At 69.8% G+C, this 24730-nt stretch carries 21 protein-coding genes; 7 read left to right on the plus strand and 14 right to left on the minus strand.

Annotated features, from left to right (window positions below; genetic code table 11):
• Positions 1 to 228: 228 nt before the first annotated feature.
• Positions 229 to 1242 carry an NAD(P)-dependent alcohol dehydrogenase gene (locus VNW53_RS09540; protein ID WP_325555300.1) on the plus strand — a complete coding sequence of 338 codons (1014 nt, stop codon included), beginning with the start codon at positions 229 to 231 and terminating at the stop codon, positions 1240 to 1242.
• A 39-nt stretch (positions 1243 to 1281) separates the two neighbouring features.
• Complete coding sequence (locus tag VNW53_RS09545; RefSeq protein WP_325555301.1) at positions 1282 to 1569, plus strand: hypothetical protein; 288 nt, start codon at positions 1282 to 1284, stop codon at positions 1567 to 1569.
• Between the two features lie 150 nt (positions 1570 to 1719).
• Here the strand turns inward: VNW53_RS09545 and metH are convergent, their stop codons facing one another.
• From metH to VNW53_RS09580, 7 genes are all read right to left on the minus strand, one after another.
• Positions 1720 to 4386, minus strand: a complete 2667-nt coding sequence (metH, locus tag VNW53_RS09550; protein WP_325555303.1) for a methionine synthase — start codon at positions 4384 to 4386, stop codon at positions 1720 to 1722.
• 148 nt (positions 4387 to 4534) lie between these two features.
• A complete protein-coding gene (locus VNW53_RS09555; RefSeq protein ID WP_325555305.1) occupies positions 4535 to 5596 on the minus strand; it encodes a homocysteine S-methyltransferase family protein in 1062 nt (353 codons plus the stop codon).
• Positions 5593 to 6543 carry a methylenetetrahydrofolate reductase [NAD(P)H] gene (metF, locus tag VNW53_RS09560; RefSeq protein WP_325555306.1) on the minus strand — a complete coding sequence of 317 codons (951 nt, stop codon included), beginning with the start codon at positions 6541 to 6543 and terminating at the stop codon, positions 5593 to 5595. Before metF ends, VNW53_RS09555 begins: the two co-directional genes overlap by 4 nt.
• The gene (locus VNW53_RS09565) at positions 6540 to 7511 is read right to left on the minus strand and encodes a metalloregulator ArsR/SmtB family transcription factor (protein ID WP_325555307.1); all 972 of its coding nucleotides are present in this window, start codon (positions 7509 to 7511) and stop codon (positions 6540 to 6542) included. Before VNW53_RS09565 ends, metF begins: the two co-directional genes overlap by 4 nt.
• Before the next feature lie 46 nt (positions 7512 to 7557).
• A complete protein-coding gene (locus tag VNW53_RS09570; protein WP_325555308.1) occupies positions 7558 to 7923 on the minus strand; it encodes a VOC family protein in 366 nt (121 codons plus the stop codon).
• Positions 7924 to 7941: 18 nt separating this feature from the next.
• Positions 7942 to 8883: an NAD(P)-dependent oxidoreductase gene (locus tag VNW53_RS09575; RefSeq protein ID WP_325555310.1), complete on the minus strand. Its 942-nt coding sequence runs from the start codon at positions 8881 to 8883 to the stop codon at positions 7942 to 7944.
• 53 nt (positions 8884 to 8936) lie between these two features.
• A complete protein-coding gene (locus VNW53_RS09580; protein ID WP_325555311.1) occupies positions 8937 to 10361 on the minus strand; it encodes a hypothetical protein in 1425 nt (474 codons plus the stop codon).
• Between the two features lie 284 nt (positions 10362 to 10645).
• Here VNW53_RS09580 and VNW53_RS09585 point away from each other — a divergent pair, with 284 nt between their 5' ends.
• Complete coding sequence (locus VNW53_RS09585) at positions 10646 to 11050, plus strand: hypothetical protein (RefSeq protein WP_325555313.1); 405 nt, start codon at positions 10646 to 10648, stop codon at positions 11048 to 11050.
• Positions 11051 to 11074: 24 nt separating this feature from the next.
• Here the strand turns inward: VNW53_RS09585 and VNW53_RS09590 are convergent, their stop codons facing one another.
• Both VNW53_RS09590 and ettA read right to left on the minus strand, forming a co-directional pair.
• The gene (locus tag VNW53_RS09590; protein ID WP_325555315.1) at positions 11075 to 13903 is read right to left on the minus strand and encodes a calcium-binding protein; all 2829 of its coding nucleotides are present in this window, start codon (positions 13901 to 13903) and stop codon (positions 11075 to 11077) included.
• Between the two features lie 153 nt (positions 13904 to 14056).
• A complete protein-coding gene (gene ettA / locus VNW53_RS09595) occupies positions 14057 to 15721 on the minus strand; it encodes an energy-dependent translational throttle protein EttA (protein WP_325555317.1) in 1665 nt (554 codons plus the stop codon).
• A gap of 160 nt (positions 15722 to 15881) precedes the next feature.
• Here ettA and VNW53_RS09600 point away from each other — a divergent pair, with 160 nt between their 5' ends.
• Positions 15882 to 16064: a CsbD family protein gene (locus VNW53_RS09600; protein WP_325555318.1), complete on the plus strand. Its 183-nt coding sequence runs from the start codon at positions 15882 to 15884 to the stop codon at positions 16062 to 16064.
• Positions 16065 to 16211: 147 nt separating this feature from the next.
• Here the strand turns inward: VNW53_RS09600 and VNW53_RS09605 are convergent, their stop codons facing one another.
• Positions 16212 to 16910, minus strand: coding sequence for a response regulator transcription factor (locus VNW53_RS09605; RefSeq protein ID WP_325555320.1), 699 nt, complete (start codon positions 16908 to 16910; stop codon positions 16212 to 16214).
• Positions 16907 to 18466, minus strand: a complete 1560-nt coding sequence (locus VNW53_RS09610; RefSeq protein WP_325555321.1) for a DUF4118 domain-containing protein — start codon at positions 18464 to 18466, stop codon at positions 16907 to 16909. Before VNW53_RS09610 ends, VNW53_RS09605 begins: the two co-directional genes overlap by 4 nt.
• A gap of 156 nt (positions 18467 to 18622) precedes the next feature.
• On the opposite strand from VNW53_RS09610, the gene VNW53_RS09615 reads away from it, so the two are divergent.
• From VNW53_RS09615 to VNW53_RS09625, 3 genes are all read left to right on the plus strand, one after another.
• Positions 18623 to 20545, plus strand: coding sequence for a potassium transporter Kup (locus VNW53_RS09615; protein ID WP_325555322.1), 1923 nt, complete (start codon positions 18623 to 18625; stop codon positions 20543 to 20545).
• A 68-nt stretch (positions 20546 to 20613) separates the two neighbouring features.
• Positions 20614 to 22239 (plus strand): amidase, encoded by a 1626-nt coding sequence (locus VNW53_RS09620; RefSeq protein WP_325555323.1) that lies wholly within the window; start codon positions 20614 to 20616, stop codon positions 22237 to 22239.
• A gap of 205 nt (positions 22240 to 22444) precedes the next feature.
• On the plus strand, positions 22445 to 23662 hold the full coding sequence (locus tag VNW53_RS09625) for a glycosyltransferase (protein ID WP_325555325.1): 1218 nt from the start codon (positions 22445 to 22447) through the stop codon (positions 23660 to 23662).
• Here the strand turns inward: VNW53_RS09625 and VNW53_RS09630 are convergent.
• The 3 genes from VNW53_RS09630 to VNW53_RS09640 are packed head-to-tail and all read right to left on the minus strand — an operon-like array spanning position 23659 to position 24695.
• The gene (locus tag VNW53_RS09630) at positions 23659 to 24114 is read right to left on the minus strand and encodes an SRPBCC domain-containing protein (RefSeq protein WP_325555327.1); all 456 of its coding nucleotides are present in this window, start codon (positions 24112 to 24114) and stop codon (positions 23659 to 23661) included. The two genes, VNW53_RS09625 and VNW53_RS09630, sit on opposite strands and share 4 nt — an antisense overlap.
• A gap of 6 nt (positions 24115 to 24120) precedes the next feature.
• Positions 24121 to 24453 (minus strand): endoribonuclease MazF, encoded by a 333-nt coding sequence (gene mazF, locus VNW53_RS09635; protein WP_325555329.1) that lies wholly within the window; start codon positions 24451 to 24453, stop codon positions 24121 to 24123.
• Entirely contained in the window at positions 24453 to 24695 is a 243-nt protein-coding gene (locus VNW53_RS09640) for an AbrB/MazE/SpoVT family DNA-binding domain-containing protein (RefSeq protein ID WP_325555331.1), read from the minus strand. The genes mazF and VNW53_RS09640 overlap by 1 nt, the downstream gene beginning before the upstream one ends.
• Positions 24696 to 24730: the final 35 nt, after the last annotated feature.

Here is a 24730-nt window from a genome sequence, read left to right on the forward strand (position 1 = left end):
GTCGCAGCCATGCTATCCTGACAAAAGCCGACTTAGGGGCACGGGCGGGGGGTACGGCTTTTCCGATGGACGCTAACGCCCGGAAAACCCTAGAGATTTATGGATTGAAATAAGGGGACGCGATATCGATCCTCATCCTTACGCGGCCCTAGCCGCACCCCCGCCTCGCGCGTAGGCTCACCCCCGGCCTCCGCCCCCCGCCGGAGCCGCCAGGCCGGGCGCACCGCGGTGACGGACCCTCTGACCATGCGAGCCGCGGTGACAAGGCGCTACGGGTCACCGGACGTCATAGAGATCTGCGACGCGCCAAAGCCCGCGCCCGCGGCCGGCGAGGTCCTGGTCCGGGCGCATGCCGCGACGGTCAACCGCACCGACTGCGGCGAGCTGCGGCCCCGGGGACTGGGGCGGCTGATGTTCGGCCTGCGCCGGCCGCGCCGCACGATCTTCGGCATGGACGTCGCCGGCGTGGTGGAGGCGGTGGGCGCCGGCGTCACGGCGTTCAAGCCCAGCGACCGGGTGTTCGGCATGTGCCCGTTTCGCAGCGACGGCGCCCACGCCGACTACGTCTGCCTCCCCGAGACCGCCCCCATCGCCCTGATGCCGCCGGACACGCCCTTCGGCGAGGCGGTGGTCTGCGAGGGCGCCTACTACGCCGACAGCGGGCTGAGGAAGTTCCACGTCGGTCCCGGCCACAAGGTCCTGGTCTATGGCGCGTCCGGCGCCATCGGCTCGGCGGCAGTGCAGCTCGCCAAGGCCTATGGCGCGGAGGTGACCGCGGTGGTCCCCACCCGGCGCCTGGCGCTCGCCCGGTCGCTCGGCGCGGACCGGGTCATCGACTACACGGCGGAGGATTTCAGCCGCATCGGCGAGCGCTTCGACGTGGTCTTCGAGGCGGTGGGGAAGACCAGCTACTTCCGCTACCGCAGGCTGCTGAAGCCTGCGGGCGTGTTCATGGCGACGGACGTCGGGCCCTGGGGCGAGTACCTGCCGCTGATGCTGTGGTCGGCGATCGCCCGGAACGACCGGGTCGGCGTGCCCCTGCCGCCCCGGGGCGGCGCGCGGGCCTTCGTCGAGGCCCTGAAGGCCCGGATGGCGGCCGGCCAGTTCCGCGCGGTGGTCGACCGGCGCTATCCGCTCGCGGAGATCGCCGAGGCCTACCGCTATGTCGAGACCGGGCAGAAGGCCGGCATCGTGGTGATCGACGTCGCCGCCGACCCGCCCGAGGCCGTCCGGGTCAACTGAGCTTCGGGCCTGCGCTTGACGAGAACAAATGACGAACTATTGTTCAGGCTGATCGTCCCACTGCCCGAGCCCGCCATGCCGCCGCGACCTCGATCCGCCAACTTCGCCGACCGCTATTGGCGCACTTTTCTGCGGAAGCTTGGAGAAGATCTCGACCTGGCGGGAAAGGCCATGGCCGCCACGGCTGGCGCCGCGATGTTTGCGCCTCTCGCGACCAAAGGCGTGATCGGCTTCCCGAACCCATGGATCGGGAGTATTTTCGTGGCTGGCGTTGCAACCCTCGTCGCCGGCATACATCTCCAAGCCGATGCAAGACCAGATGAATGAAGCAATCCAGGGCCTGGCTCTGATGGCGGCCTTCATAGCCTTCATCGGCATCGGGGGCGGCTTGCTGGTCAGCCGGCAGTCGCACAAATGGCGCGCGCTGGCGGAGGCGGAGCGGGAAGCCGAGCGCGAGGCTAAGCCTCAGGCCACTCCTCACGCCTCGTAGTTCAAGATCGGCCCCAGCCACCGCTCGGCCGTGGCCACGTCCCACCCCTTGCGCCGCGCATAGTCCTCGACCTGGTCCTTCTCGATCCGGCCCACGCCGAAGTAGTGGCTCTCCGGGTGTGAGAAGTAGAGGCCCGACACCGCCGCCGTCGGGTACATGGCGTAGCTCTCGGTGAGCATCAGCCCCGTGGCCGCCTCGGCGTCCAGCAGGCGGAACAGCGTGCCCTTCTCCGTGTGGTCGGGCTGGGCCGGATAGCCCGGCGCCGGGCGGATGCCGCGGTACTGCTCGGCGATCATCGCGTCCACGTCCCAGGCCTCGTCCGGCGCATAGCCCCACAGCTCGGTGCGCACGCGCCGGTGCAGGGCCTCGGCGAAGGCCTCGGCCAGGCGGTCGGCCAGCGCCGCGGCCATGATCGCCGAATAGTCGTCGCCCTTGTCCTTGAACGCCTTGGCGATCTCGGCCTCCCCGTGGCCGGCGGTGACCGCGAAGCCGCCGATCCAGTCGGGCTTGGTCCCGACGGGCGCGATGAAGTCGGCGAGCGCGACGTTGGCGCGGCCGCCGTCGGCCTGGCTCTTGTCCTTGGCCATCTGCTGGCGAAGGCTGTGCAGGCGGGCGAGCTCGGTGGTCCGCATCTCGTCCGTGTAGAGCACGATGTCGTCGCCATCGGAATTGGCCGGCCAGAAGCCGACCACGCCCTTGGCGGTGAACCACTGCTCGCCGATGATCCGCTGCAACATGGCTTGCGCGTCGGCGAACAGGCTGACGGCGGCCTCGCCGACCACGTCGTCCTCCAGGATCTGCGGGTATCGCCCGATCAGCTCCCAGCTCGCGAAGAACGGCGACCAGTCGATGTGGCGGGCGAGGTCGGCCAGGTCATAGGCCTGATAAGTCCGCGTGCCGATGAACGACGGCTTCGGCGGATCGTAGGTGGTCCAGTCCGGGGTGAAGGCGTTGTCGCGCGCCTCGTCCAGGGTGGAGCGCGCGCGCTTGTCCTGGCCCCGGGCGAAGGCGGCGCGCACCTTGACGTAGTCCGCCGCCGTCTCGGCCATCAGCCGGTCGCGCTCGGTGGCCGACAGCAGGCCGGAGACCACGCCCACGGCGCGGCTGGCGTCGAGCACATAGGTCGTCTGGCTGCCCTTGTACTTGGGCTCGATCTTCACCGCCGTGTGGGTCTTCGACGTGGTGGCGCCGCCGATCAGCAGCGGGATCTTCATCCCCCGCCGCTCCATCTCACCGGCCACATAGGCCATCTCGTCGAGGCTGGGGGTGATCAGGCCGGAGAGGCCCACCATGTCGACCTTGTGGGCCACGGCCTCGTCCAGGATGCGGTCGGCCGGGACCATGACGCCCAGGTCGATCACCTCGTAGTTGTTGCACTGCAGGACCACGCCCACGATGTTCTTGCCGATGTCGTGGACGTCGCCCTTGACGGTCGCCATCAGGATGCGCCCGGCGTGTTCGCGCGGCTTGCCGGCCTTCTCGGCCTCCATGAAGGGCATCAGGTAGGCGACCGCCTGCTTCATCACCCGGGCCGACTTGACCACCTGCGGCAGGAACATCTTGCCCGAGCCGAACAGGTCGCCGACCACGTTCATGCCGTCCATCAGCGGGCCTTCGATGACGTGCAGCGGGCGCTCGGCCTGGCTGCGGGCCTCTTCCGTGTCGGCCTCGATGAAGTCGGTCAGGCCGTGGACCAGGGCGTGGGTCAGGCGCTGCTGGACCGTGCCTTCGCGCCAGGCCAGGTCCGGCCCCTTGGCCTCCGACTTGCCGCCCTTGTACTTGGGCGCCAGCTCCACCAGCCGCTCGGTGTTGCTGAGCTTGGGGTCGCGCTGCGGGCGGTTGAGGATCACGTCCTCGACGGCGACCTTCAGCTCCTCGGGGATCTCGTCATAGACCGGCAGCTCGCCGGCGTTGACGATGCCCATGTCCATGCCGGCCGCGATCGCGTGGTAGAGGAACACCGAGTGGATCGCGCGCCGCACCGGCTCGTTGCCGCGGAAGCTGAACGAGACGTTCGAGACCCCGCCCGAGATCCGCGCGTGCGGCAGCGTCCGCTTGATCTCCCGCGTGGCCTCGATGAAGTCGACCGCGTAGTTGTTGTGCTCGTCGATCCCGGTGGCCACGGCGAAGATGTTGGGGTCGAAGATGATGTCCTCGGCCGGGAAGCCGACCTGTTCCGTCAGCAGGCGGTAGGCCCGCGTGCAGATCTCGATCTTCCGCGCCGCGGTGTCCGCCTGCCCCACCTCGTCGAAGGCCATGACCACCACGGCGGCGCCATAGCGCAGGCAGGCCCGGGCCTGCTCTACGAACTTCGCCTCGCCCTCCTTCATGGAGATCGAGTTGACGATCGCCTTGCCCTGCACGCAGCGCAGCCCCGCCTCGATCACCTCCCACTTCGACGAGTCGATCATCACCGGCACCCGGGCGATGTCCGGCTCGGCAGCCAGCAGGTTCAGGTAGGTCTTCATCGCCTCGACGGAGTCGAGCAGGCCAGCATCCATATTTATATCAATGACTTGCGCGCCGGCATCGACCTGCTGCCGCGCCACCGACAGCGCCTCTCCATAGGCCCCGTCCTCGATCAGCTTCCTGAACTTGGCGGACCCCGTGACATTGGTCCGCTCGCCGACGTTGATGAAGATCTTGGGAAGCATGGCTCTCTAAATACCGCTCATCCCCGCGAAGGCGGGGACCCAGGCTTTTTTCGTTGCCGCGCCCAGATCGGCGCCGCTGTTGGGTTTGAAGCTCAGAAACACAGAAAACACCTGGATCCCCGCTTTCGCGGGGATGAGCGGGTAAGGGTCAGACAAGCTCGAACGGCTCCAGTCCCGCCAGCCGCATGGCCGTCGGCCGCTCCGGGATGGGCCGGGGCGCGAGGCCCCGCACCGCGTCGGCCACGTGCTTGATGTGCTCCGGCGTGGTCCCGCAGCAGCCGCCCAGGATGTTGACGATCCCCTGCTCGGCCCAGTCGTGCAGCATGTGGCCGGTCTCGTCGGGGGTCTCGTCGTACTCGCCCATGGCGTTGGGCAGGCCGGCGTTGGGATAGGCCGAAACCAGCGTGTCGGCGATGCGGCTGAGCTCGGCGATGTGCGGCCGCATCAGCTCCGCGCCCAGCGCGCAGTTCAGGCCGACCGCGAAGGGCTTGGCGTGGCGCACCGAGTTCCAGAACGCCTCCACCGTCTGGCCGCTCAGCGTGCGGCCGGACCGGTCGGTGATGGTGCCCGAGATCCAGATGGGCAGGGGCTCGTAGCCCTCGTCCGCCAGGTCGAGGATCGCCTTGATCGCGGCCTTGCAGTTCAGGGTGTCGGTGATCGTCTCCACCAGGAACAGGTCGACCCCGCCGTCGTGGAGCGCCAGCACCTGCTCGCGGTAGGCCTGATAGACCTGCTCGAAGGTCACCTTGCGCGCGCCGGGATCGTTCACGTCGGAACTCATCGACAGCATCACGGGCAAAGGCCCGATGGAGCCGGCCACGAAGCGGGGCTTGTGCGGCTCCTTGGCCGTCCAGCGGTCGGCGGCGGCGCGGGCGATGCGGGCGCCTTCGAGGTTGATGTCGCGTACGGCGGCTTCCTGGGCGTACTCGCCCTGGCCGATGGAGGTGGCCGAAAACGTGTTGGTCTCGCTGATGTCGGCGCCGGCGGCGAAATAGGCGTCGTGCAGCTCGCCCACGATGTCCGGCCGGGTCAGACACAGGATATCGTTGTTCCCCTTGAGCTGGCCCTCGTAGGCCGCGAACCGCTCGCCGCGGTAGTCGGCTTCGCTCAGGCCCCGCTTCTGGAACATCACGCCCCAGGACCCGTCGAGGATCAGCACGCGCTGCTTGGCGGCGGCCTTCAGCGCCGCGATGCGTTCGGTCCGGGTCATGCGGCCGCCTCCGTGGTCGTGGGTTGTTCCGGCTCGCGCACGCCCAGCACGCGGCAGATCGCATAAGTAAGGTCGGCGCGGTTGAGCGTGTAGAAGTGGAAGTCGGCAAAGCCCTCTTCCGCCAGCCGCGCGCACATCTCGGTGGCCACCGAGCAGGCCAGCAGCCGACGCGTGTCCGGGTCCTTGTCCAGCCCGTCGAACAGGTTCGCAAGCCAGGCCGGCAACTGAATGCCGATCGGCCCGGACATCTTCTTCAGGCCCTTGAAGTTGGTCACCGGCATGATCCCGGGCGAGATCGGGATGGTCACCCCGGCCTTCCGGACGCGGTCCATGAACCGCAGGAAGCCGTCCAGGTCGAAGAAGAACTGGGTGATGGCGCGCGTGGCGCCGGCGTCCACCTTGGCCTTCAGCACGTCGATGTCGTGGTCGATGGACGGGCTCTCCGGATGCACGTGCGGATAGAGCCCGACGCTGACCTCGAAGTCGCCGATCGCGCGGATGCCGGCGGTCAGTTCCGTGGCGTTGGCGTAGCCGTCTGCGCGCGGCAAATAGGCCCCGCCGATCTGGCCCGGCGGGTCGCCGCGCAGGGCCACGATGTGGCGGATGCCGGCGTCCCAGTAGTCGCGGATCACCTCGTCGACTTCGCCGCGGCTGGCCTCGACGCAGGTGAGGTGCGCGGCGGGCCGAAGGGTCGTCTCCTTCAGCATCCGCAGCACGGTGCGGTGGGTGCGGTCGCGGGTCGAGCCGCCGGCGCCGTAGGTCACTGAGACGAAGCTGGGGCCCAGCGGCTCAAGGCGGCGGATCGCCTCCCACAGGGTCTCCTCCGCCTCCGGGGTCTTCGGCGGCGAGAACTCGAAGGAGACACGCGGCTTGGCGGTGGACCCGATGCCCGCGCGGGCAATGGGGCCAAGGACGCTGTCGGCCAGGCCTGTCTTGGAGGCGGTCATGCGGCGCTCCGTTGCGGCTCGCGGGCCCGCTCGGCGGTCCAGATCTTGACGGTCAGGCCGCCGTCCCGCGCCGGCGGCAGGGCGCTCACCCGCACCTGGCCCAGCCCCGCCTCGGCCAGCCAGCGGGCCATCTCCGGCTCGGCGAAGCCCAGGCGCCTGTGCTGGTGCTGCTCGCGCAGGAACTCCAGGCGATGCGGCGCGAAATCGGCGATGATCAGCCGCCCGCCCGGCGCCACGATCCGCGCCGCCTCCCGCACCGCCGCGGCGGGATCGGCCAGGTAGTGCAGCACCTGGTGCACGACCACCAGGTCGGCGCTCTCGTCGGGCAGGCGGGTGGCGAAGATGTCCCCGTGGCGCAGCTCGCAGCTCTGCAGCCCGGCCTCGGTCACCCGGTTGCGGGCGAGGTTCAGCATCTGCTGCGACAGGTCCAGTCCGAGCGCGACCTCGGCGTGGGGCCCCAGCAGGGTCAGCATCCGCCCGGTGCCCGATCCCAGGTCCACCAGCCGCCGGAACGGCCCCGGGCCGGCGGCCCCCAGGATCGCGGCCTCGACGTCGGCGTCGGAGACATAGAGCGAGCGGATCTCGTCCCAGCGCGCGGCGTTGCGGGCGAAGTATTCGCCGGCGTCGGCGGCGCGCTCGGCCCAGACGGCCGACAGCCGCTCGGCGTCGCGCTGCAGCGCTGCGTCGGCCGGGTCGATGGCGGCCAGCACCTGGGCCACCAGGGCGGCGCCGGCCCCCTCGCCGGTCAGGCGGTAGAACACCCAGGCGCCGTCCGGAAACCGCTCCACCAGCCCGGCCTCGGCCAGGAGCTTCAGGTGCCGCGACACGCGCGGCTGGCTCTGGTCCAGCACCCGGCAGATCTCGAGGACCGCCAGTTCCTCACGCGCCAAAAGTGCTAGGATGCGCAGGCGGGACGGCTCGCCCGCCGCGCGCAGCACGTCCACACCCTGGCTCGCCGACAAAGTCATGAGCCCATAAAGATATCTTTATGTCTTTATGTCAAGTTAAGAGCGGCTATTCCGCGGGCTGCCACAGCTCGATTTTCACCCCCGCCGGATCCATCAGCCAGCCGAACTTGCCATAGGTCTCGTCGCTCATCGTCTCCCCGACCGGTTCAGCGCCTTCCGCCCGCGCCTTGGCCAGCACGCCATCCAGATCGTCGACGATGAAATTGACCATGAAGGGCGCGGTCGAGGGCGCGAAATGGTCGCTGTCCGCGGCGAACGCGGTCCAGTTGATGTTGCCCCGCGTCGGATGCTCGAAGACCACGCCGCCCCATTTCGAAACGTCGAAGCCAAGCACCCTGGCGTACCAGTCCTGCAAGGCTTTCGGGTCCGCCGTCTTGAAGAATACCCCGCCGATACCCAGAACCTTGGCCATGTCTTCGCTCCGTCCTCGCTAACCGGCGACCGGCGCCACAGGGCTGGCCAACTCTTCGCCGCGCAGGAAACGATGCACGTTGTCGATCGCCTGCGCGACCATCAACGGCACGGCCTCGTTGCTGGAGCCTGCGGTGTGGGTCGTCAGGACGGCGTTCGGAACCTCTGCCCAGCGCTCCGCCGGCGTCGGCTCCTGGACGAAGACATCGAGCGCCGCGCGCCACAGCCGGCCATCCTTCAGCGCCGCGATCAAGGCGTCCTCGTCGATCAACTGGCCGCGGCCGACATTGACGATCATGCCCTGCGGCCCGACGGCCTCGATCACCTCGCGGGAGATCATGCCGCGGTTGGCGGCTTCGGCTCGGGCGCAGACCACCAGGATGTCGCTGTCCCGCGCCAGCGCCAGCAGGCTCTCCGCCCGCGGCCAGGGCGCATCGGGCTGAGGCCGCGGCCCCCACCATTGCACGTTCAGCCGCAGCGCCTCGGCGCGCCGCGCCACGGCCGCGCCGATGTGGCCCAGGCCTACAACGCCCAGCGTCCGCCCGCCCAGGCTGGGCTGCGCGCCGATCCGCTCCTCCTGGCGCCAGCGGCCCTCGCGCACCTTGCGGTCGAGGCTCGGGATGTTCCGCCAGGCCGCGAGCATCAGGCCGATGGCGTGGTCGGCGACGTCCTCGGCGTTGAGGCCCCGCGCATGGGTCACCTCGATGCCGTTCGCTCGGCACCAGCCCACGTCGATGCCGTCGTAGCCGACGCTGACGCAGGCGATCAGGCCCAGCGCCGGCAGGGTGGTCAGGAACTCCGGCGTCAGCACGACCTCGCCCGCGTGGACGATGGCGCGCACGTGCGGCCGCTGGTCGTCCGTCAACTCCCACGCCCGCGCCGTCGAGAGCCCCCCGCCCTGGAAAGCCGGCTCCAGCACGGTCATGAACGGCACGGCGATCAGGGTGAGCGGTTCGGACATGCGGCGCGGGCTCCTGCGGCGACGCTCGTCTATAGCGCGGAGCGGCCCACGCGCTACTGCCCGAACATCGCGCGCAGGACGTCCTTGTTCGTGAAATACCCCAGGTGGGCCGGTTGCGGGTTCTCGAAGACGCCCAGCCAGCGCGAGGCGTTCTTCGGGTAGGCGTTGTAGATCTTCGCCTGGCCGACCTGCGGCAGCTTGAACGTCAGCACGTCGCCCGGATCCGAAAAGGCCACGATCTGGCGCGGGACCAGCGCCCTGCCCGACTCCGACCAGAGCGTCAGCGCATCGAGGAACGAGGAGCCCTGCGACGGGCCCCGTGACGGCCCCGTGCGGCTCGACGTCTCGCGCGGCTCGTCGATCCCCTGGGCGCGGCCGAGCTCGATCAGCGAGAACTGGTTGGCGAGGAAGTAGAGGTCCCCGCTCGCCTCCAGCGCCAGGCAGAGCGACTGGGCCGAGCGGGCGTTGCGGCGCGCCGTCGCCTCCGGCTCCAGGGGCGCGGACAGCGGCCGCGTCGACCGGCTCGCAGCCGCCGCGCAGGAACCCGCCTCGTGATAGTAGGCTGCGTCACCGGCCGCCGCGGCGAAGGTATCGAGCAGCAGGAAGGCGCCGAGGCTGTGGGAGGCGATGATGAAGTTGTCGTTCGCCAGTCCGATGTCCGCCGGTTGAGGGGCGGCCGTCTCGCACGCGAACTCACCGAGGCCGCCCGCGCCGCGGGGAATGCGCTGGGCCGGCGTCAGGATATCATCGAAGCTGCAGCGGATCGCCTCGCGCAGCAGGGTCTTCATGGTGCCCAGCGACAGCACCGCGTCGGATAGACCCCAGTCCAGGATGTCGGTCTTGAGCCCGCGGTTCAGCCACGGCGCGCCGCCGGACATCGGATGGGCGCCCAGCAGCGCCTTGGCCCGGTCGGCGCTGTACCAGCCGAAGCGCATGTTGTCCGGATCGGCGGTGCAGTTGTTGATGTTGTCCGCGTTCGGCCCGACCAGCTCGGTGTCGTTCGGCACCATGAACTGGCACTTCATCGCAAGCACCAGCGGCCACCAGTTAAGCTCGTGCAGCAAGAGCCGGCGGCCGTCTTCCAGGGGAATGGCGTAGTGGTCGATGAACGGCCGGCTGCCTCGCCACGTCTCCTCGGACGTCCAGATCTGATCCGACAGGAAGTACGCGCCTTTTGGCCAGGGACCGAGGTCGAGCTGGTCGCTGACCCGGACCGGCGGGGCGGCGGAGACGCAGCGGTGCGGCGCCTTGAGGTGGCCGCAGATCTCGCCGCGGAAATCCCGCCAGGTGTTGCGGTCCGCGGTGCGCATGCCGTGCGTCAGGACCATGTGCACGTCGTCCTTTGGATGCCGGTCGAGGACGTCGTTGATGGTTCGCGCCGTCGCCACCGACGGCTCCGACGGCATGTCGGCCCGCGCGGAGGCCGCGCTCAAGCTTGCGGCCACGCCGGCCAGGAAGAGGAAGCAGGTCCGCCACATCGTCGATCCCCCGATCATCGTTCGCCGAACCTATCACCTCCCGGTAGGCAGGGAAACGCGATGCAGCCTATGCGCTAGTCGCGCAGACTCCGCCGTAGAGCAGCGGTCGGCGCAGTCCGGCCGGTGAGCGGCGCGGCGGCCGGCAAATGCAATCCCGCCAGCTCCCCCTCGTCGAGGCGCGGGACGGCCAGGCCGCCGTGCGGCCGACCGTGCGAAACTTTGCATCGCCCTCACAGGTTGAAGCGGCGCCGGTTGAACGGCGTTACGTCGTGAGGGAGTGACCCATGAAGACCATCCTGTTGGCCGCCGGTGCGGCCGCCGTCGCCCTGTCGTCAGGGCTGGCTATGGCCCAGGCCGCGGCCGGCCCGAAGCAGCCGATCCCCTATTCGCAGCTCAGCGCCTACATGAAGGCCTCGCCGAAGGTGCGCGCCCGAAAGGACTGGTGGTCCGGCCAGGCCATGGCCAGCGCCTCCACCGGCGCCAGCGCCAACGCCTCGGCCACCACCACCGCCGGCTCCGACGTGCGGTCCACGCCTGACGCCGCGCCGAGCGCGAGCAGTCCCTCGACCAGCGTCAATCCGCCGTCGCTGCCCGCGACGCCGCCGGTCGACGCGTCCGCGCCCGGCGCGGTCAACCCGTCGCCCGCAGCTACGCCCGGGGCGCCGCCCGCCACGACGCCGCCCAAGTAGCGTCGCCGAACCCGCCGCCGGACCTCAGCCTTCGAAGATCCAGCCCGGCGTCAGAGTCGAAAGCTGCACGCCGACCAGGATCATCTGGTTCGCGCCGCCCATGCTGATGACCGTGTCGGCGCCCACCTGGCTGACCGTGTAGGTAGTCCCCGGGTCCAGCATTACCCGGTCGCCCTCGGCTTGGTTGAAGTCCAGCACCTTGTCGATCCCGGCATCCTGGGAGCCGTGGAAGGTGTCGGCCCCCGGTCCGCCGCTCTCCGTGTCGTTGCCCCGGTCGCCGGAGATGAAGTCGTTCCCGGCCCCGCCGACGATCGAGTCGTCGCCCTGGCCGCCACGGATGATCTCCGTCCCGTCGCCGCCCCTCAGGGTGTCGTTGCCGAGGTTGCCGTAGAGGATGTCGTCGCCGTGGTGCGAGGTGATCAGGTCGTCGCCCTGGCCGCCCACCAGCCAGTCGCCGCCGCCGGACCCGCCGTCGATGGTGTCGTCGCCCTTGTTGCCGTTGATGTCGTCGAACCCCGACCCGCCCTGCAGGGAATCGTCGCCGTTGTCGCCGCGCAGGTAGCTGGAAGCGGCGCTGCCGGCCTGCACGGTGTCGTTGCCGTCGCCGCCGAAGAAGGTCGTCAGGCTGCCGCCGCCGATCATCAGGTCATTGCCGCCATAGCCGAGGCCCGTGTAGCTCGTGTCGGCGCCCGGAGACTGGGATCCCCGAACCGTGATCACGTCGTCGCCGGACATGAGGGCCGATGTCGAAATCTCGGCGTTGTTGCTGTGGTAGGCTTGGCCCAGGATCGATCCATCCGTGTGGGCGCCGCTGAGCTGGAAGTGACCGTTCGGCGAGGTGATCTCCAGTCCGGTGACTGTGCCGCCGCTCAGGACGCCGTCGGGGCCGTAGGTCAGGCCCGTGCCGGTGATCGAGAGCTGAGAGGTTCCGCCCGCGAAGCGCACGACGTCGAAGGTGGATGTGCGGGTGGCGACCCCGTCTGAGAGCTGGCTCTCCTGGAACGTACCCATGTCCGCGCCATCGAAGAGGTCGACCCTCACCCCGGACCCGGACCCGGGCGGCGGCGGTGGGGGCGGCGGCGGCGGCGACAAATGGGGCGCCGCGGAAGGATCGGGGCCCACATTCGCCGGCGAGATGTCGTCCAGGCTTCGGCCGCTGAGAACCACCGCGTTGATGACCTGCCCGCCGAACACGATGACATCGCTGCCGACCTGGGCGACGACGTAGGGGGACGGGCTGGCGCCAGACCGATCGTTGACAGCAATGCTCAGCGCCTGGTCGAAGCTCGATGCCGTGACCTCCACATAGGCATTGGCGGTCATCGCTGGACCATCGGTGAACTGCAGGAAGTCGCTGCTCGTCCAGTCGGTGATGTGATCGAGCCGTTCGGGGTGGCCGCCTGAGCCCAGGCTCGCGGCGCTGTCGCTTAGGGAGATCTGGAAGACGTTCGAGCCGCCGCCCCCGGTCATGGTGTCGTAGCCGTCGCCGCCGATCAGGTGGTTGAACCCGGACGGCGACCCTATGAGGACGTCGTTGCCGGCGTCGCCAAATAGGACCGCGCCACCCTGATTGGCCTGGATTGTGTCGTCGCCGCCGTAACCGTGGACGGTGGTGGAGGCGACGTCGCTGAGGATCGAGTCGTCGCCGCCGAAAATCGTGCCGAAGAGCTGGGTTGTCGCGCCCTGTTCGACCGAGTCAACGAAGCTCAGGATCGGCGTGGACAGGCCGGCGATATGGGCATGCAGACCGCCGACGAAATTAAAGTCGATGCCGGTCAAGGTTCCGCCGGTCAGGTTCTCGGCGGCGTCGAGGGTGAACCCGAAGCCGCTCAAGGTCATCGAGGATCCGCCCCCCTGCAGGGAAAGCGTTGTCGAGGAGAATGAGGGGACTCCGTTTTGCAGCAGGTTGGTCAGCTGCGAGACGTCGAGATTGCCGCCGATGACCGCTGTCACGCCGTGTCCCGGGATGGCCGGCGGCGGAGGCGGCGGCGGTGGTGAAATCGGAGGCGGCGGCGAGACCGGCGGCGGAGGCGGCGGAGAGATCGGCGGGGGCGGCGGCGGCGACGGCAGCCCCACCGTCGCATGCGGCGCGGTGACCCCGAAGATGATGTTCGAGGCGTCGATGTCGGCCAGCGTCCGGCCCTGCAGGACCACCGCGTCCTCCGCCACGCCGTGATCGCCGTTGGTGTCGGCGAAGACGATGACGTCGCTGCCCACCTGGACGCTGACGTATTCGACGACGCCGCCGGCGATCTGGGCGTTGGCCGTCGCGAGCGCCGCGGCGAAGCTCCCGGCCGTCGTCTCGACATAGTTGACCGCGTTCCCGGCCGGCGTGAGCAATCCCCCGTTATGGAACACGAAGCTCAGGTGGTCGGAGGACGACCAGTCGATGATCGTGTCCATCTGACCGGCGACGGTCGGCGAATCCCCGGGCGCGAACAGGAAGAGGTCCGAGCCGGCGCCGCCCTCCAGGACGTCAGCGCCGCCGCCGCCTTGCAGGACGTCATTGCCGCCCCCGCCATGCAGGGTATCGGCCCCGGTGGTGCCGAAGAGTCCGTCGCCCAAGGAGCCGCCGGAGAGCTCCGCGCCTCCGGGACCGGCAACCGCGAACACCGAACCGTCGGGCAGAATGGGGGAGTGCAGATTCTCCAGGCCCAGGCCGGATACCACCAGGTGGTTGTCGCTGACGTCCAGGAAGGTGAGACTCGCCTGACTGGTGGGCGTCGCCGCGTTGAAGGTGACACGCAGGCTTGCGCCGGTCGTTGTCGGATTGGTGAAGACCAGGGAGTCCGTCTGGCTGTTGAAGGCCAGCGACTGCGCGAAGGTGATCGTCTCGAAAAAATAGGTGCTCACGACGCCCCCCGGCAAGCTCGCAGGGCGACGCGCGAAGCCCTCCCGCGGCTCACTCTGTTCGGCGAGCCTGTTCGCCCAAAGTCACGGTAGAGCTACAACCGTGGCGCGTCCAGGAATCCTATGCTCGCGAAAAAAGCGAAGCTTTGGCGAGGTCTACCGCGTGAATTTCTGGAACTTGATCCGGTGGGGGATCAGGCTGTCGGCGCCCAGGCGGCGCTTCTTGTCTTCTTCGTAGGCTTCAAAGTTTCCCTCGAACCAGTCGACCTGGCTGTCGCCTTCGAAGGCCAGGATGTGGGTGGCCAGGCGGTCCAGGAAGAAGCGGTCGTGGCTGATCACCACCGCGCAGCCGGGGAAGTCCTCCAGCGCGCTCTCCAGAGCGCCCAGGGTCTCCACGTCCAGGTCGTTGGTCGGTTCGTCGAGCATCAGCACGTTGCCGCCGGCGGCGAGCGTCTTGGCCAGGTGCACGCGGTTGCGCTCACCGCCTGACAGCAGGCCCACCTTCTTCTGCTGGTCGCCGCCCTTGAAGTTGAACGAGCCCACATAGGCCCGGCTCGGGATTTCGCGGCCGCCTACCTTCATGACGTCGAGCCCGCCGGAGATCTCCTCCCAGACGTTCTTGTTGGGATCCAGGCTGTCGCGGTTCTGGTCGACGTAGGCCAGCTTCACCGTCTCGCCCAGCTTCACCGAGCCCTGGTCGGGCTTTTCCTGGCCGGTGATGATCTTGAACAGGGTGGTCTTGCCCGCGCCGTTGGGGCCGATCACGCCCACGATGCCGCCCGGCGGCAACTTGAAGGTCAGGCCCTTGAACAGCAGTTTGTCGCCGTATTCCTTCTCCAGGTTGTCGATCTCGATCACCTGCTGGCCGAGGCGCGGGCCGGGCGGAATCTGGATCTGGGCGAAGGTCTGCTTGGCGTTCTCGGCCTCGTTCTGCAGGTCGTGGAACGCCGCCAGGCGGGCCTTGGACTTGGTCCGCCGCGCGCTCGGCGAGGAGCGCACCCAGGCCAGCTCGCGCTCGATGGTGCGCTTCTTCCCGGCTTCCTCGCGCTCTTCCTGGGCGATCCGCTTGGTCTTGGCCTCAAGCCACGACGAGTAGTTGCCCTCGTGCGGCAGGCCCTTGCCGCGGTCGAGCTCCAGCGTCCACTTGGTCACCTGGTCCAGGAAGTAGCGGTCGTGAGTCACCAGGATGACGCAGCCCGGGAAGGTCTCCAGGTGGTGCTGCAGCCAGGCGACGCTCTCGGCGTCGAGGTGGTTGGTGGGCTCGTCGAGCAGCATCATGTCGGGCTTGGAGAGCAGCAGGCGGGCCAGCGCGACGCGGCGCCGCTCGCCGCCGGAAAGCTTGTCCACCGGCCAGTCGTTGGGCGGGCAGCGCAGGGCGCCCATGGCCATTTCGATGCGGCTGTCGATGTCCCACAGGTCGCCGGCGTCCAGCTTCTCCTGCAGCGCCGTCATCTCTTCCATCAGCTCGTCGGTGTAGTCCTCGCCCAGCTTGGCGGCGATGTCGTTGTAGGCGTCGAAGAGCTTCTTCTCCTCGCACCAGGCGATGACGTTGCCCCAGACGTCCAGGGCGTCGTCCAGTTGCGGCTCCTGCTCCAGGTAGCCGCGCTTGACGCCCTCGGCGGCGAAGGCCTCGCCTTGGAAATCCTTGTCGATGCCGGCCATGATCTTGAGCAGGCTCGACTTGCCGGAGCCGTTGACGCCGACCACGCCGATCTTCGCGTCCGGATAGAAGCTGAGCCAGATGTTCTCGAACAGCTTCTTGGGCGCGCCGGGGAAGGCCTTGGTCAGGCCCTGCATCTGGAAAATATATTGCTGCGCCATGGGGCGTCCGCACCGATCTCGCGAAGTGACTGGGAATTGAGGCGTGCAGATAGCGGCGCGAGAGCCGCGGCGCAATCGCAGTCGGAACCCAAGGCCCGGCCTCCGCGTACTCACGCCGACGGGCCACCCCGGCCCTGTGACTCGTGGAAGGAGTGTTCCCATGCACAAGGATCAGATCAAGGGCGCCACCAAGGACGCGGCCGGTTCCGTTAAGGAAGGCGTCGGCAAGGCGACCGGCAACAACCGCATGGCGGCCGAAGGCGCCTCGGAACGTATCGCCGGCAAGGTGCAGAAGGGCGTCGGCGACGTGAAGAACGCCGCGCGCAAGGCGCTGAAGAACTGACCATCGAGCTCAGCTCAGGATCGCCCTCGTTCCCCCGGACGGTGCGGAGCGGGCGTCCCCAACGGAGCGCTCTTCCGGCCGTCTACGAGGGCCGTCTTTGAGGCCAAGGGCTGCGCTGCGGAGCGCAGCCCTTGTTGCGCCTGCGGATCAGGCGGCGACGGCGGCCAGGCGGTAGCCGACCCCCGGATCGCTGGTCAGCAGCGGCGCGCCGGCGAAGGTGCCCAGCTTCTGGCGGAGCTGGCCGACATAGACCCTCAGGTACTGGATCTCGGCCCGCTCGCTGCCCCAGACGGCGGCCAGAAGTTCCTTGTGGCTGACCGTGCGCCCGAGGTTCAGCGCCAGCTCGGCCAGCAGGTCGTATTCCTTGGGCGACAGCTTCAGCGCCGCCTGCCCCTTGACCACCTGGCGCAGGCCCAGGTCGATGGTCAGGTCGCCGGTGCGCACCACCGGCGCCGAGCCGCGGGCCTGCACCCCATGCCGCAGCCCGGCGCGCAGCCGCGCCAGCAGTTCCTCGACCCCGAAGGGCTTCTGCACATAGTCGTCGGCGCCGCGGTCCAGCGCCTCGACCTTCATGGCCTCCGCCTCGCGGGCCGACAGCACCACGATCGGCGTCTGGCCCCTGGCCCGGATCTCGGAGATGACGCTCAGGCCGTCGCGATCCGGCAGGCCGAGGTCCAGCAGCACCAGGTCCGGCGCATAGTGGGCGAACCAGCGCAGGCCCTCGGCGGCGGTGCGCGCGGTGACCGGCCGGAAGCCCGCCGCCCTCAGGGTCGCTGCCAGGGCGGCGTTCAGGCTGGCGTCGTCCTCGACGACCAGGATGGTGGCAGGATCGGCCGGAGCGCTCATGCCGGCTGGGCGGCGGTCTTGGCGAGCGGCGCCGACAGGCGCACCCGCGCGCCCTTGCCGTCGGTCAGGTTCTCGGCTTCGACCCGGCCGCCCTGCGCCTCCAGGAAGCCGCGGGCGATGGACAGGCCCAGGCCGGTGCCGGGCGGGCGGCCGTCGCCGCTGACGCCGCGGGAGAACTTCTCGAACATCGGCTCGATGGCGCCCGGGAAGCCCGGCCCCTCGTCCAGCACCTCGATCCAGCCCGCGCCTTCGGCCTGGCCGTTGCGGATGCGGATGGCCGAGCCCGCGGGCGCATACTTGCCGGCGTTCTCCAGCACGTTGGCGAGCGCGGTCTCGAACAGCGAGGCGTCGACCTGCAGGGGCGCGGCCTGCGCGCTGACCTCGTTGAACACCTGGCGGCCGGCCAGGGCCACGGAGGCGCTGCGCAGGGCTTCGGCGGTGAGTTCGGCGGGTTCCACGGGGGCGGTCTTGACCACCACGGCGCCCGCGTCCAGCCGGTTCATGTCGAGCAGGTTGGCGACCATGGCCGACAGGCGCGCGGTCTCGGTCTCCGCCAGGGTCAGCAGCTCGCGGCGGGTCTTGGCGTCGTGGGTGCGGCCGAACTTCCGCAGGCTCTGCAAGGTGAAGAGCACGGTCGAGAGCGGGGTCTTGAGGTCGTGGCTGACCGCCGCCAGCAGGTCGGCCTTCAGCCGCTCGCTCGCCACCTCGACCCGGCTTTCCAGCACCTGGGCGGCATAGGCCTCGCGGTCCAGGGCGACGGCCAGGTAGCCGCTGACGATCTCCACCAGGCGCTCCGGCTCCGCCGGACGCCCGCCCTCCGCCGGCGAAATGGCCACGCCGATCACCGCCTGCTGCCGCTGCGGCGTCACCACCGGCCAGAAGTCATAGCTCGCGCCGTCGACGGGGTAGGCGCCGCCGCGCGTCGGCATGCGGGCGGCCAGCACCCAGCCGGCGGCCTCGCGGTCCTGTGGCGACAGCTCGGCGCCGCCCGCCCGGCCGGCGACCTCGAGCCCGGCCTCGCCCTGGAACAGCACCACCGCCGGGGCGTGGAACAGCCGGGCCAGAGCCGCGGCGCTGGCCTCCGCCGCGCTGGCCCCGCCGGTGGCGGCCACCAGGCTGCGGGCCAGGGCCTGGAGGGCCGTGGCCTGGTCGGCGGCCTTCCAGGCCTCCACGGCCCGCCGGCGCGACTGGGCGGCCACGGCGCTGACGATGGAGGCGGTGATCAACAGCAGGAGCAGGGCCCAGACATTGGCCGGGTCGGCCACGTTCAGGCTGTAGCGCGGGGCCACGAGGAAGAAGTTGAACGCCACCACCGCCATCACCGCCGCGCCCAGCGAGGGGCCCCAGCCGAAGCTCACCGCGGCGATCACCACCGGCAGGACGAAGATCAGCGACAGGTTGGGAACGGCCTGGACCTGGTCCACCAGGATCGCCGCCAGGGTCGCCGCCGCGACCATCAGCAGCGACAGGGCGTAGGCCGCCGCCGGGTGCAGCCGCTGGGCGTGCTGGTCGACGCTCACCTCCCGGCGCGGGCTGAGGTCGGCGGAGAGGCTCATGGCGCGCTCCTCATGGCGCTGCTCGTTCGCGGCGAAAGAAGGGCGCGTCCTTGGCCAAACGCAAGGCCTGGCGGCCGCCGGGGGCCGACAACCTCATGGGATCTTTATGCCCTTCGGCGCGACAAGCCGAACCGATTAATCGTGCAGGATCGCGCCTTGAACACCGTCGCCGCTGACGTCGAACCCACCGAGCAGGCCGCCCCCTCGGCCCCCAGCTTGCGCGGCTTCCTGGGTCTGGCCCTCGGTTCGGCGGGCGTCGTCTACGGCGACATCGGCACCAGCCCGCTCTACGCCTTCAAGGAATCCATCAGCCACGTGGGCCGCGTCGGCGGCCGCCTGGCGCAGGCCGACGTGATCGGCGTGGTGTCGCTGATGCTCTGGACGCTGATGGTGATCGTGACGCTGAAGTATGTCGCCATCCTGATGCGCTTCGACAACCGCGGCGAAGGCGGCACGCTGTCGCTCATGGCCCTGGTGCAGAAGGCCGGCGGCCGCGCGGCCGGCGCGATCCTGATCATCGGCATGATCGGCGCCGGCATGTTCTTCGGCGACGCGATCCTGACGCCGGCGGTCTCGGTCCTTTCCGCGGTCGAGGGGCTGGAGGTCGTCAAGGGCCTGAGCGGGCGGATCGACCCCTTCGTGCCCCTGATCGCCCTGGTGCTGCTGATCGCCCTGTTCACCGTGCAGAAGCGGGGCGCCGGCGGCGTCGGGCGCTGGTTCGGGCCGATCTGCGTGGTCTGGTTCGCCACCATCGCGGTGCTGGGCCTGGCCGCCCTGGCGCGCGCGCCGCAGGTGCTGGGCGCGCTGAACCCGCTTCCGGGCATGGCCCTCCTGGCGCATCACCCTCGCATCGCCCCCGCCGTGCTGGGGTCGGTGTTCCTGACGGTCACCGGCGCCGAGGCGCTCTACGCCGACATGGGCCACTTCGGCCGCAAGCCCATCCAGTGGACCTGGGTGGCGCTGGTCTTCCCCTGCCTGATCGCCAACTACCTGGGCCAGGGCGCCCTGGTGCTGGCCGACCCCAGCGCCGTCGACAACCCCTTCTTCCGCCTGGCGCCCGACTGGTTCCAGTTGCCGCTGGTGGGCCTGGCCACCGCCGCCACGGTGATCGCCAGTCAGGCGGTGATCTCCGGCGCCTTCTCCATGACCCAGCAGGCGGTGCAGCTCGGGCTGCTGCCCAGGCTGACCCTCAAGGTCACCTCCGAGGCCCACATCGGCCAGATCTACGCCCCGCAGATCAACTGGATCCTGATGCTGGGCGTGGCGGCCCTGGTGCTGGGCTTCCGCTCCTCCGACGCGCTCGCCAACGCCTATGGCGTCTCGGTGGTCGGCGCGATGATCACCTCCTCGGTCCTGGCCGTGGTGGCCATCCACCGGCTGAAGGCCCGGCCGATCTGGCAGGCGATCGTGGCGTTCTCGCCCTTCCTGCTGGTGGAGGGCGCCTTCCTCGCCGCCAACCTCGCCAAGGTGGTGCACGGCGGCTACGTGCCGCTGCTGATCGCCGCCGGCGTGATCCTCCTCATGTGGACCTGGATGCGCGGCATCCGGCGCGTCCTGAAGGCCGAGCAGAGCGACCTGCGGCTCGCCGACGTCCTGCCCATGCTGACGCAGCGCCCGCCGCTGAAGGCCCGCGGCGCTGCGGTGTTCCTGACCGCCGATCCCGGCTCGGTGCCCGCCGCCCTGATGCACAACCTCAAGCACAATCAGGTGCTGCACGAGCAGGTGGTGCTGCTGACCGTCAAGGTCGCCTCGCGCCCGCGGGTGCCCGACGCCGAGCGCGTCGAAGTCCACGACCTGGCGCCCGGCTTCAAGGCCATGACGCTGTCCTTCGGCTTCATGGAGACCCCCAACGTGGCGAAGGGCATGACGCTCGCCCGCGCCAAGGGGCTGAAGTTCGACATCATGCGCACCTCGTTCTTCCTCAGCCGCCGCACCCTGCTGCCGCGCCGCAGCGGCGGGCTGGGCCACATCCTCGACGTGCTGTTCGTCTTCCTGACCCGCAACGCGGTCCGCACCGCCGACTTCTTCCAGATCCCGCCCTCGCGGGTGGTGGAGCTGGGCGCCCAGGTGGCGTTCTAACCCCGCCGCGCGGCTGGCGTTTTGCGCCGCGGTCGGCTCCTATGGGCCGGCGGGAATCGGGGATGCACATGCTCAGAGAACTTACCTTCGCCGCGGCGCTCGCCGCTCTGGCGGCCGCGGGCCTTTCGGCGCCCGCCCGGGCCCAGGCCGCGCCACCGGCCGGGGCATTGAGCCCCTTCGCCACGGCGAGCGAGCAGGAAGCGGCGATGGCCGCCGGGACGCTCACCTCCGAGGACCTGGTGAAAAGCTACCTGGCGCGCATCGCCGAGCTCGACAAGGCCGGCCCGCGGCTGAACGCCGTGATCGCGCTCAACCCCCACGCCCTGGCCGACGCCCGCAGGCTCGACGCCGAGCGCAAGGCCGGCCGCGTGCGCGGGCCCCTGCACGGCGTCCCGGTCCTGCTGAAGGACAACATCGAGTCCGCCGACGGCACGGCGACCACCGCCGGCTCGCTGGCGCTGAAGGACAACGTCACCAACCGCGACGCGCCCCTGGTGAAGCGGCTGACAGACGCGGGCGCGGTGATCCTCGGCAAGGCCAACCTGTCGGAGTGGGCCAACTTCCGCTCGACCCATTCGATCAGCGGCTGGACCGGGATCGGCGGCCTGGTGCGCAACCCCTATTCGCTGGACCGCACCGCCTGCGGCTCCAGCGCCGGGTCCGGCGCCGCGGTGGCGGCGGGCCTCGTCACGCTCGCCGTCGGCACCGAGACCGACGGTTCGGTCACCTGCCCGGCGGCCGCCAACGGCGTGGTCGGCCTCAAGCCCACAGTGGGCCTCGTCTCGCGCACGCATGTCGTGCCGATCTCGGCCGAGCAGGACACGCCCGGGCCGATGACCCGCTCGGTGCATGACGCCGCCGCCATGCTGGCCGCCATGGCCGGGTCCGACGCCGCGGACGCGGGCACGAAGGACGCCGACGCCCACAAAGCTGACTACCTGGCGGGCCTGAAGCCGGACGCCCTGCAGGGCGCGCGGATCGGGGTGCTGCGGATGACCGTCGGCCGCTCGCCCCAGACCGACGCCATCTACGAGGACGCGCTGGCCGCCCTGCGCAAGGCCGGGGCGGTGCTGGTCGAGGTCAAGGGGCCCGACGATGCGGCGCTGGGCGCCGTCTCCGCCAACGAGAGCGAGGCCCTGCGCGTCGAGTTCAAGGCCGCGCTGAACGCCTACCTCGCCGGCCTGCCGCCCAAGGTCACCGCCCGCAGCCTCGACGCCCTGATCGCCTTCAACAACCGCGAGCCGCGCGAGACGCCGCTGTTCGCACAGGAGATCTTCGAGGCCGCCGCCAGGGCTCCGGCGATCACCGACCCCGGCTACCTCGCGCAACGCGCCAACGCCGGCAAACTGGCCCGCGCGGCGCTCGACAAGATGCTGCAGGACGCCAACGTCGAAATCCTGGTGGGCCCCTCCACGGGTCCGGCGACCATCGTCGATCCGATCAACGGCAGCCGCAGCCTGGGCTCCTATTCGACCCTGCCGGCGGTCTCCGGCTACCCGCACCTGACCGTGCCGATGGGCAATGTCTCGGGCCTGCCGGTGAACCTGTCGCTGATCGGCCCGGCCTGGTCGGAAGCGCGCCTGCTGGCCCTGGGCTACGCCTTCGAGCAGGCGACCCACGCGCGCATCAACCCGCAGTTCCTGCCGAATGTCGGCGCTCGTCCGGAATTCGCCAGGGCGTACGATCCACGTTGAAGCCCTTGTCGAGTCGGGCTTTCGCCCCAATTTGAGCGTCAAGCTTCAACGATCACGGAAAGGCGCGGGTGCGCTGGCCAGGCTTTGGAAAAATTCTCCCAAACGCGCTAGGCTGGCGAAGTTGCAGCGTGACCGGACGGCTGCGCTGTTCGTTGCCTCGTCGACGGGGGCTCCGATGGGCTTCGAGGATAGAAGGGCTGAACGCGTGGCGGACGTCTCCGCGATGACTCCGGAACGGCTGCTGCGGGCGGACTTGGCCGGCGCGCCGGGCTTCGGCGGAGCCGAGCCCAGTTTCCACCTGATCGACACCACCATGATGTATGCGCCCCGTTCCGGCGGCGTGAAGCGCTACCTGACGGCCAAGCGCACCTGGCTGGAACGCCGCCGGCCGGACATCCGCCACACCCTGGTGGTCCCCGGCAAGGCCACGCGCCGCGAGACGCCGGGCCTCTACACCGTCTCGGCCACCAAACTGCCCTTCGGCGACGGCTACCGGATGCCGGCCAGCCCCAACAAGTGGGCCGCCGTCCTGGGCATGCTGCAGCCCGACATCATCGAGGCCGGCGACGTCCTGGTGCCCGGCCACGCCGCCCTGATCGCGGGCCAGGCCCTGGGCGCCCCGGTCGTGGCCGTCTGCCACACCGACGCCCCGACGCTGGCGGCCCTGCACCTGGGCGAATGGGCCGAGCAGCCGACCTTCAACCTCTGGGCTCAGGCCTATCAGCGCTTCGACCATGTGATCGCCCCCAGCCGCCACTCCGCCAACCGCCTGGCCGAGGCTGGGGTGAAGGAGGTCAGCGTCCATCCGCTCGGCGTCGACCTGGAGCTGTTCCACCCCAGCCGCGGCGACCGCGCCGCCCTGCTGAAGCGCCTGGACTTCCCCTCCGACGCCCGCCTGCTGGTCTTCGCGGGCCGCCCGGCGCGGGAAAAGAACATCGACTCCATGGTCGCCGCCGTCCAGCGGCTGGGCGACCCTTACCGCCTGGTGCTGATCGGCGCCGGCAAGGACGCCCGCTATCCGCCTTGCGTCGCCTGCATCGACTTCGAGGGCGAGCCGGAGAAGCTGGCCGGTGTGATCGCCTCCTGCGACGCCTTCATCCACGCCAACGAGAACGAGATCTTCGGCCTGGTGGTGATCGAGGCCATGGCGGCGGGCCTGCCGGTGATCGGCCCCGACAAGGGCGGCGTCGGCGAACTGCTCGACGACACCGTGGGCCAGGTGGCCGCCGGCGTCGATCCGGCCAGCCTGGCCGAGGCGACCGAGGCCCTGTTCGCCCGCGACATCGCCGCGCTCAAGCTCGCCGCCCGCCACCGCGCCGAGAACCGCCACAGTTGGGACCACACCTTCGAGGGCCTCACCCGGCTCTATACCCGCCTGCTCAGCCGCGCGCCCCACCGCGCGCCGATGCGGATGAGCGCCTAGCTGAACCGCCGCGCGAGCTGCGCCAGCGACAGCCGCGCGCCCTCGTTGTTGTCCTCTGCCTGCAGGCCAGGCGGCAGGTTCTCGCTCGTCACCGTCACCTTCGTCCCGCCGGCCACCGGCTCGAAGGTCCAGGTCATGGTCATCTCGCCGTGGAAGGCCGGGTCGGGGCTTTCGAAGCTCACCGCCTGGACGATCCGGCGCGGCGGCGAGAGCTCGACGAACCGCACGGCGACACGATCCTCCCGCTCGGCGCTCTTCCCCTGGAACGCCCGTTCGTCCGGCGGATAGAGCAGCGACATCCGGTAGCCGCCGCCCACGCGGGCGTCGAAGTCATGGATCGTCCCAGTCATCCGCGCCGGCGGCAGCCACTCGACCAGCGCGACCGGGTCCATGAAAGCCGCCCAGACGACCTGGGGCTCCGCCGCGACAAGCTGTGAGACGCCCGCCGCCATGCCGGGCTAAAGGCGCAACAGCGCTTTGATCTTGGCCCGGACCTCCGCCAGGATTTGCGGGGACACCGCGCCCTTGCGAACCGCGCCTCGCGCACGCCAGTCCAGGCTCTTGAGCTGATCGGCCAGGACGACGCTTGGCGGAGCCTCGGCGACGACCACCTCGAAGACGTAGCCCTTGATCCCGGACATCATGGGACAGCAGATCATCATGCCGCGGAGGCCGTTGTACCGAGCCGGCGACAGGACGAGCGCCGGCCGATGTCCGGCCTGTTCATGCCCCGCTTGCGGATCGAACTGCAGCCAGACGATGTCTCCCGCGTCAGGAACGTAGTCCGCCACTACCAGGCTTCTCGGCCCACGGGCGGCCCGGAGTTCACGTCTTCAGGGAAGGTTTCGGCCGTCATCTGGTCGAGCAGCCGATCCAGGTCATAGGCCTCCGCCACGATCGGTTCGATAATGATCCGGCCGCCTTCCTCCCGGACATCGACAGCCTGATCGAGGTGGAGCGCGGCGGCCGTCATGACCGATGCCGGAATCCGCACGGAGGCGCTGTTGCCCCACTTCTTCACCTGAACCTTCATGACGACCTCGATGACATGACCGGCATGATATTTTC

This window comes from Phenylobacterium sp., assembly GCF_035569475.1.
Classification (GTDB): domain Bacteria; phylum Pseudomonadota; class Alphaproteobacteria; order Caulobacterales; family Caulobacteraceae; genus Phenylobacterium.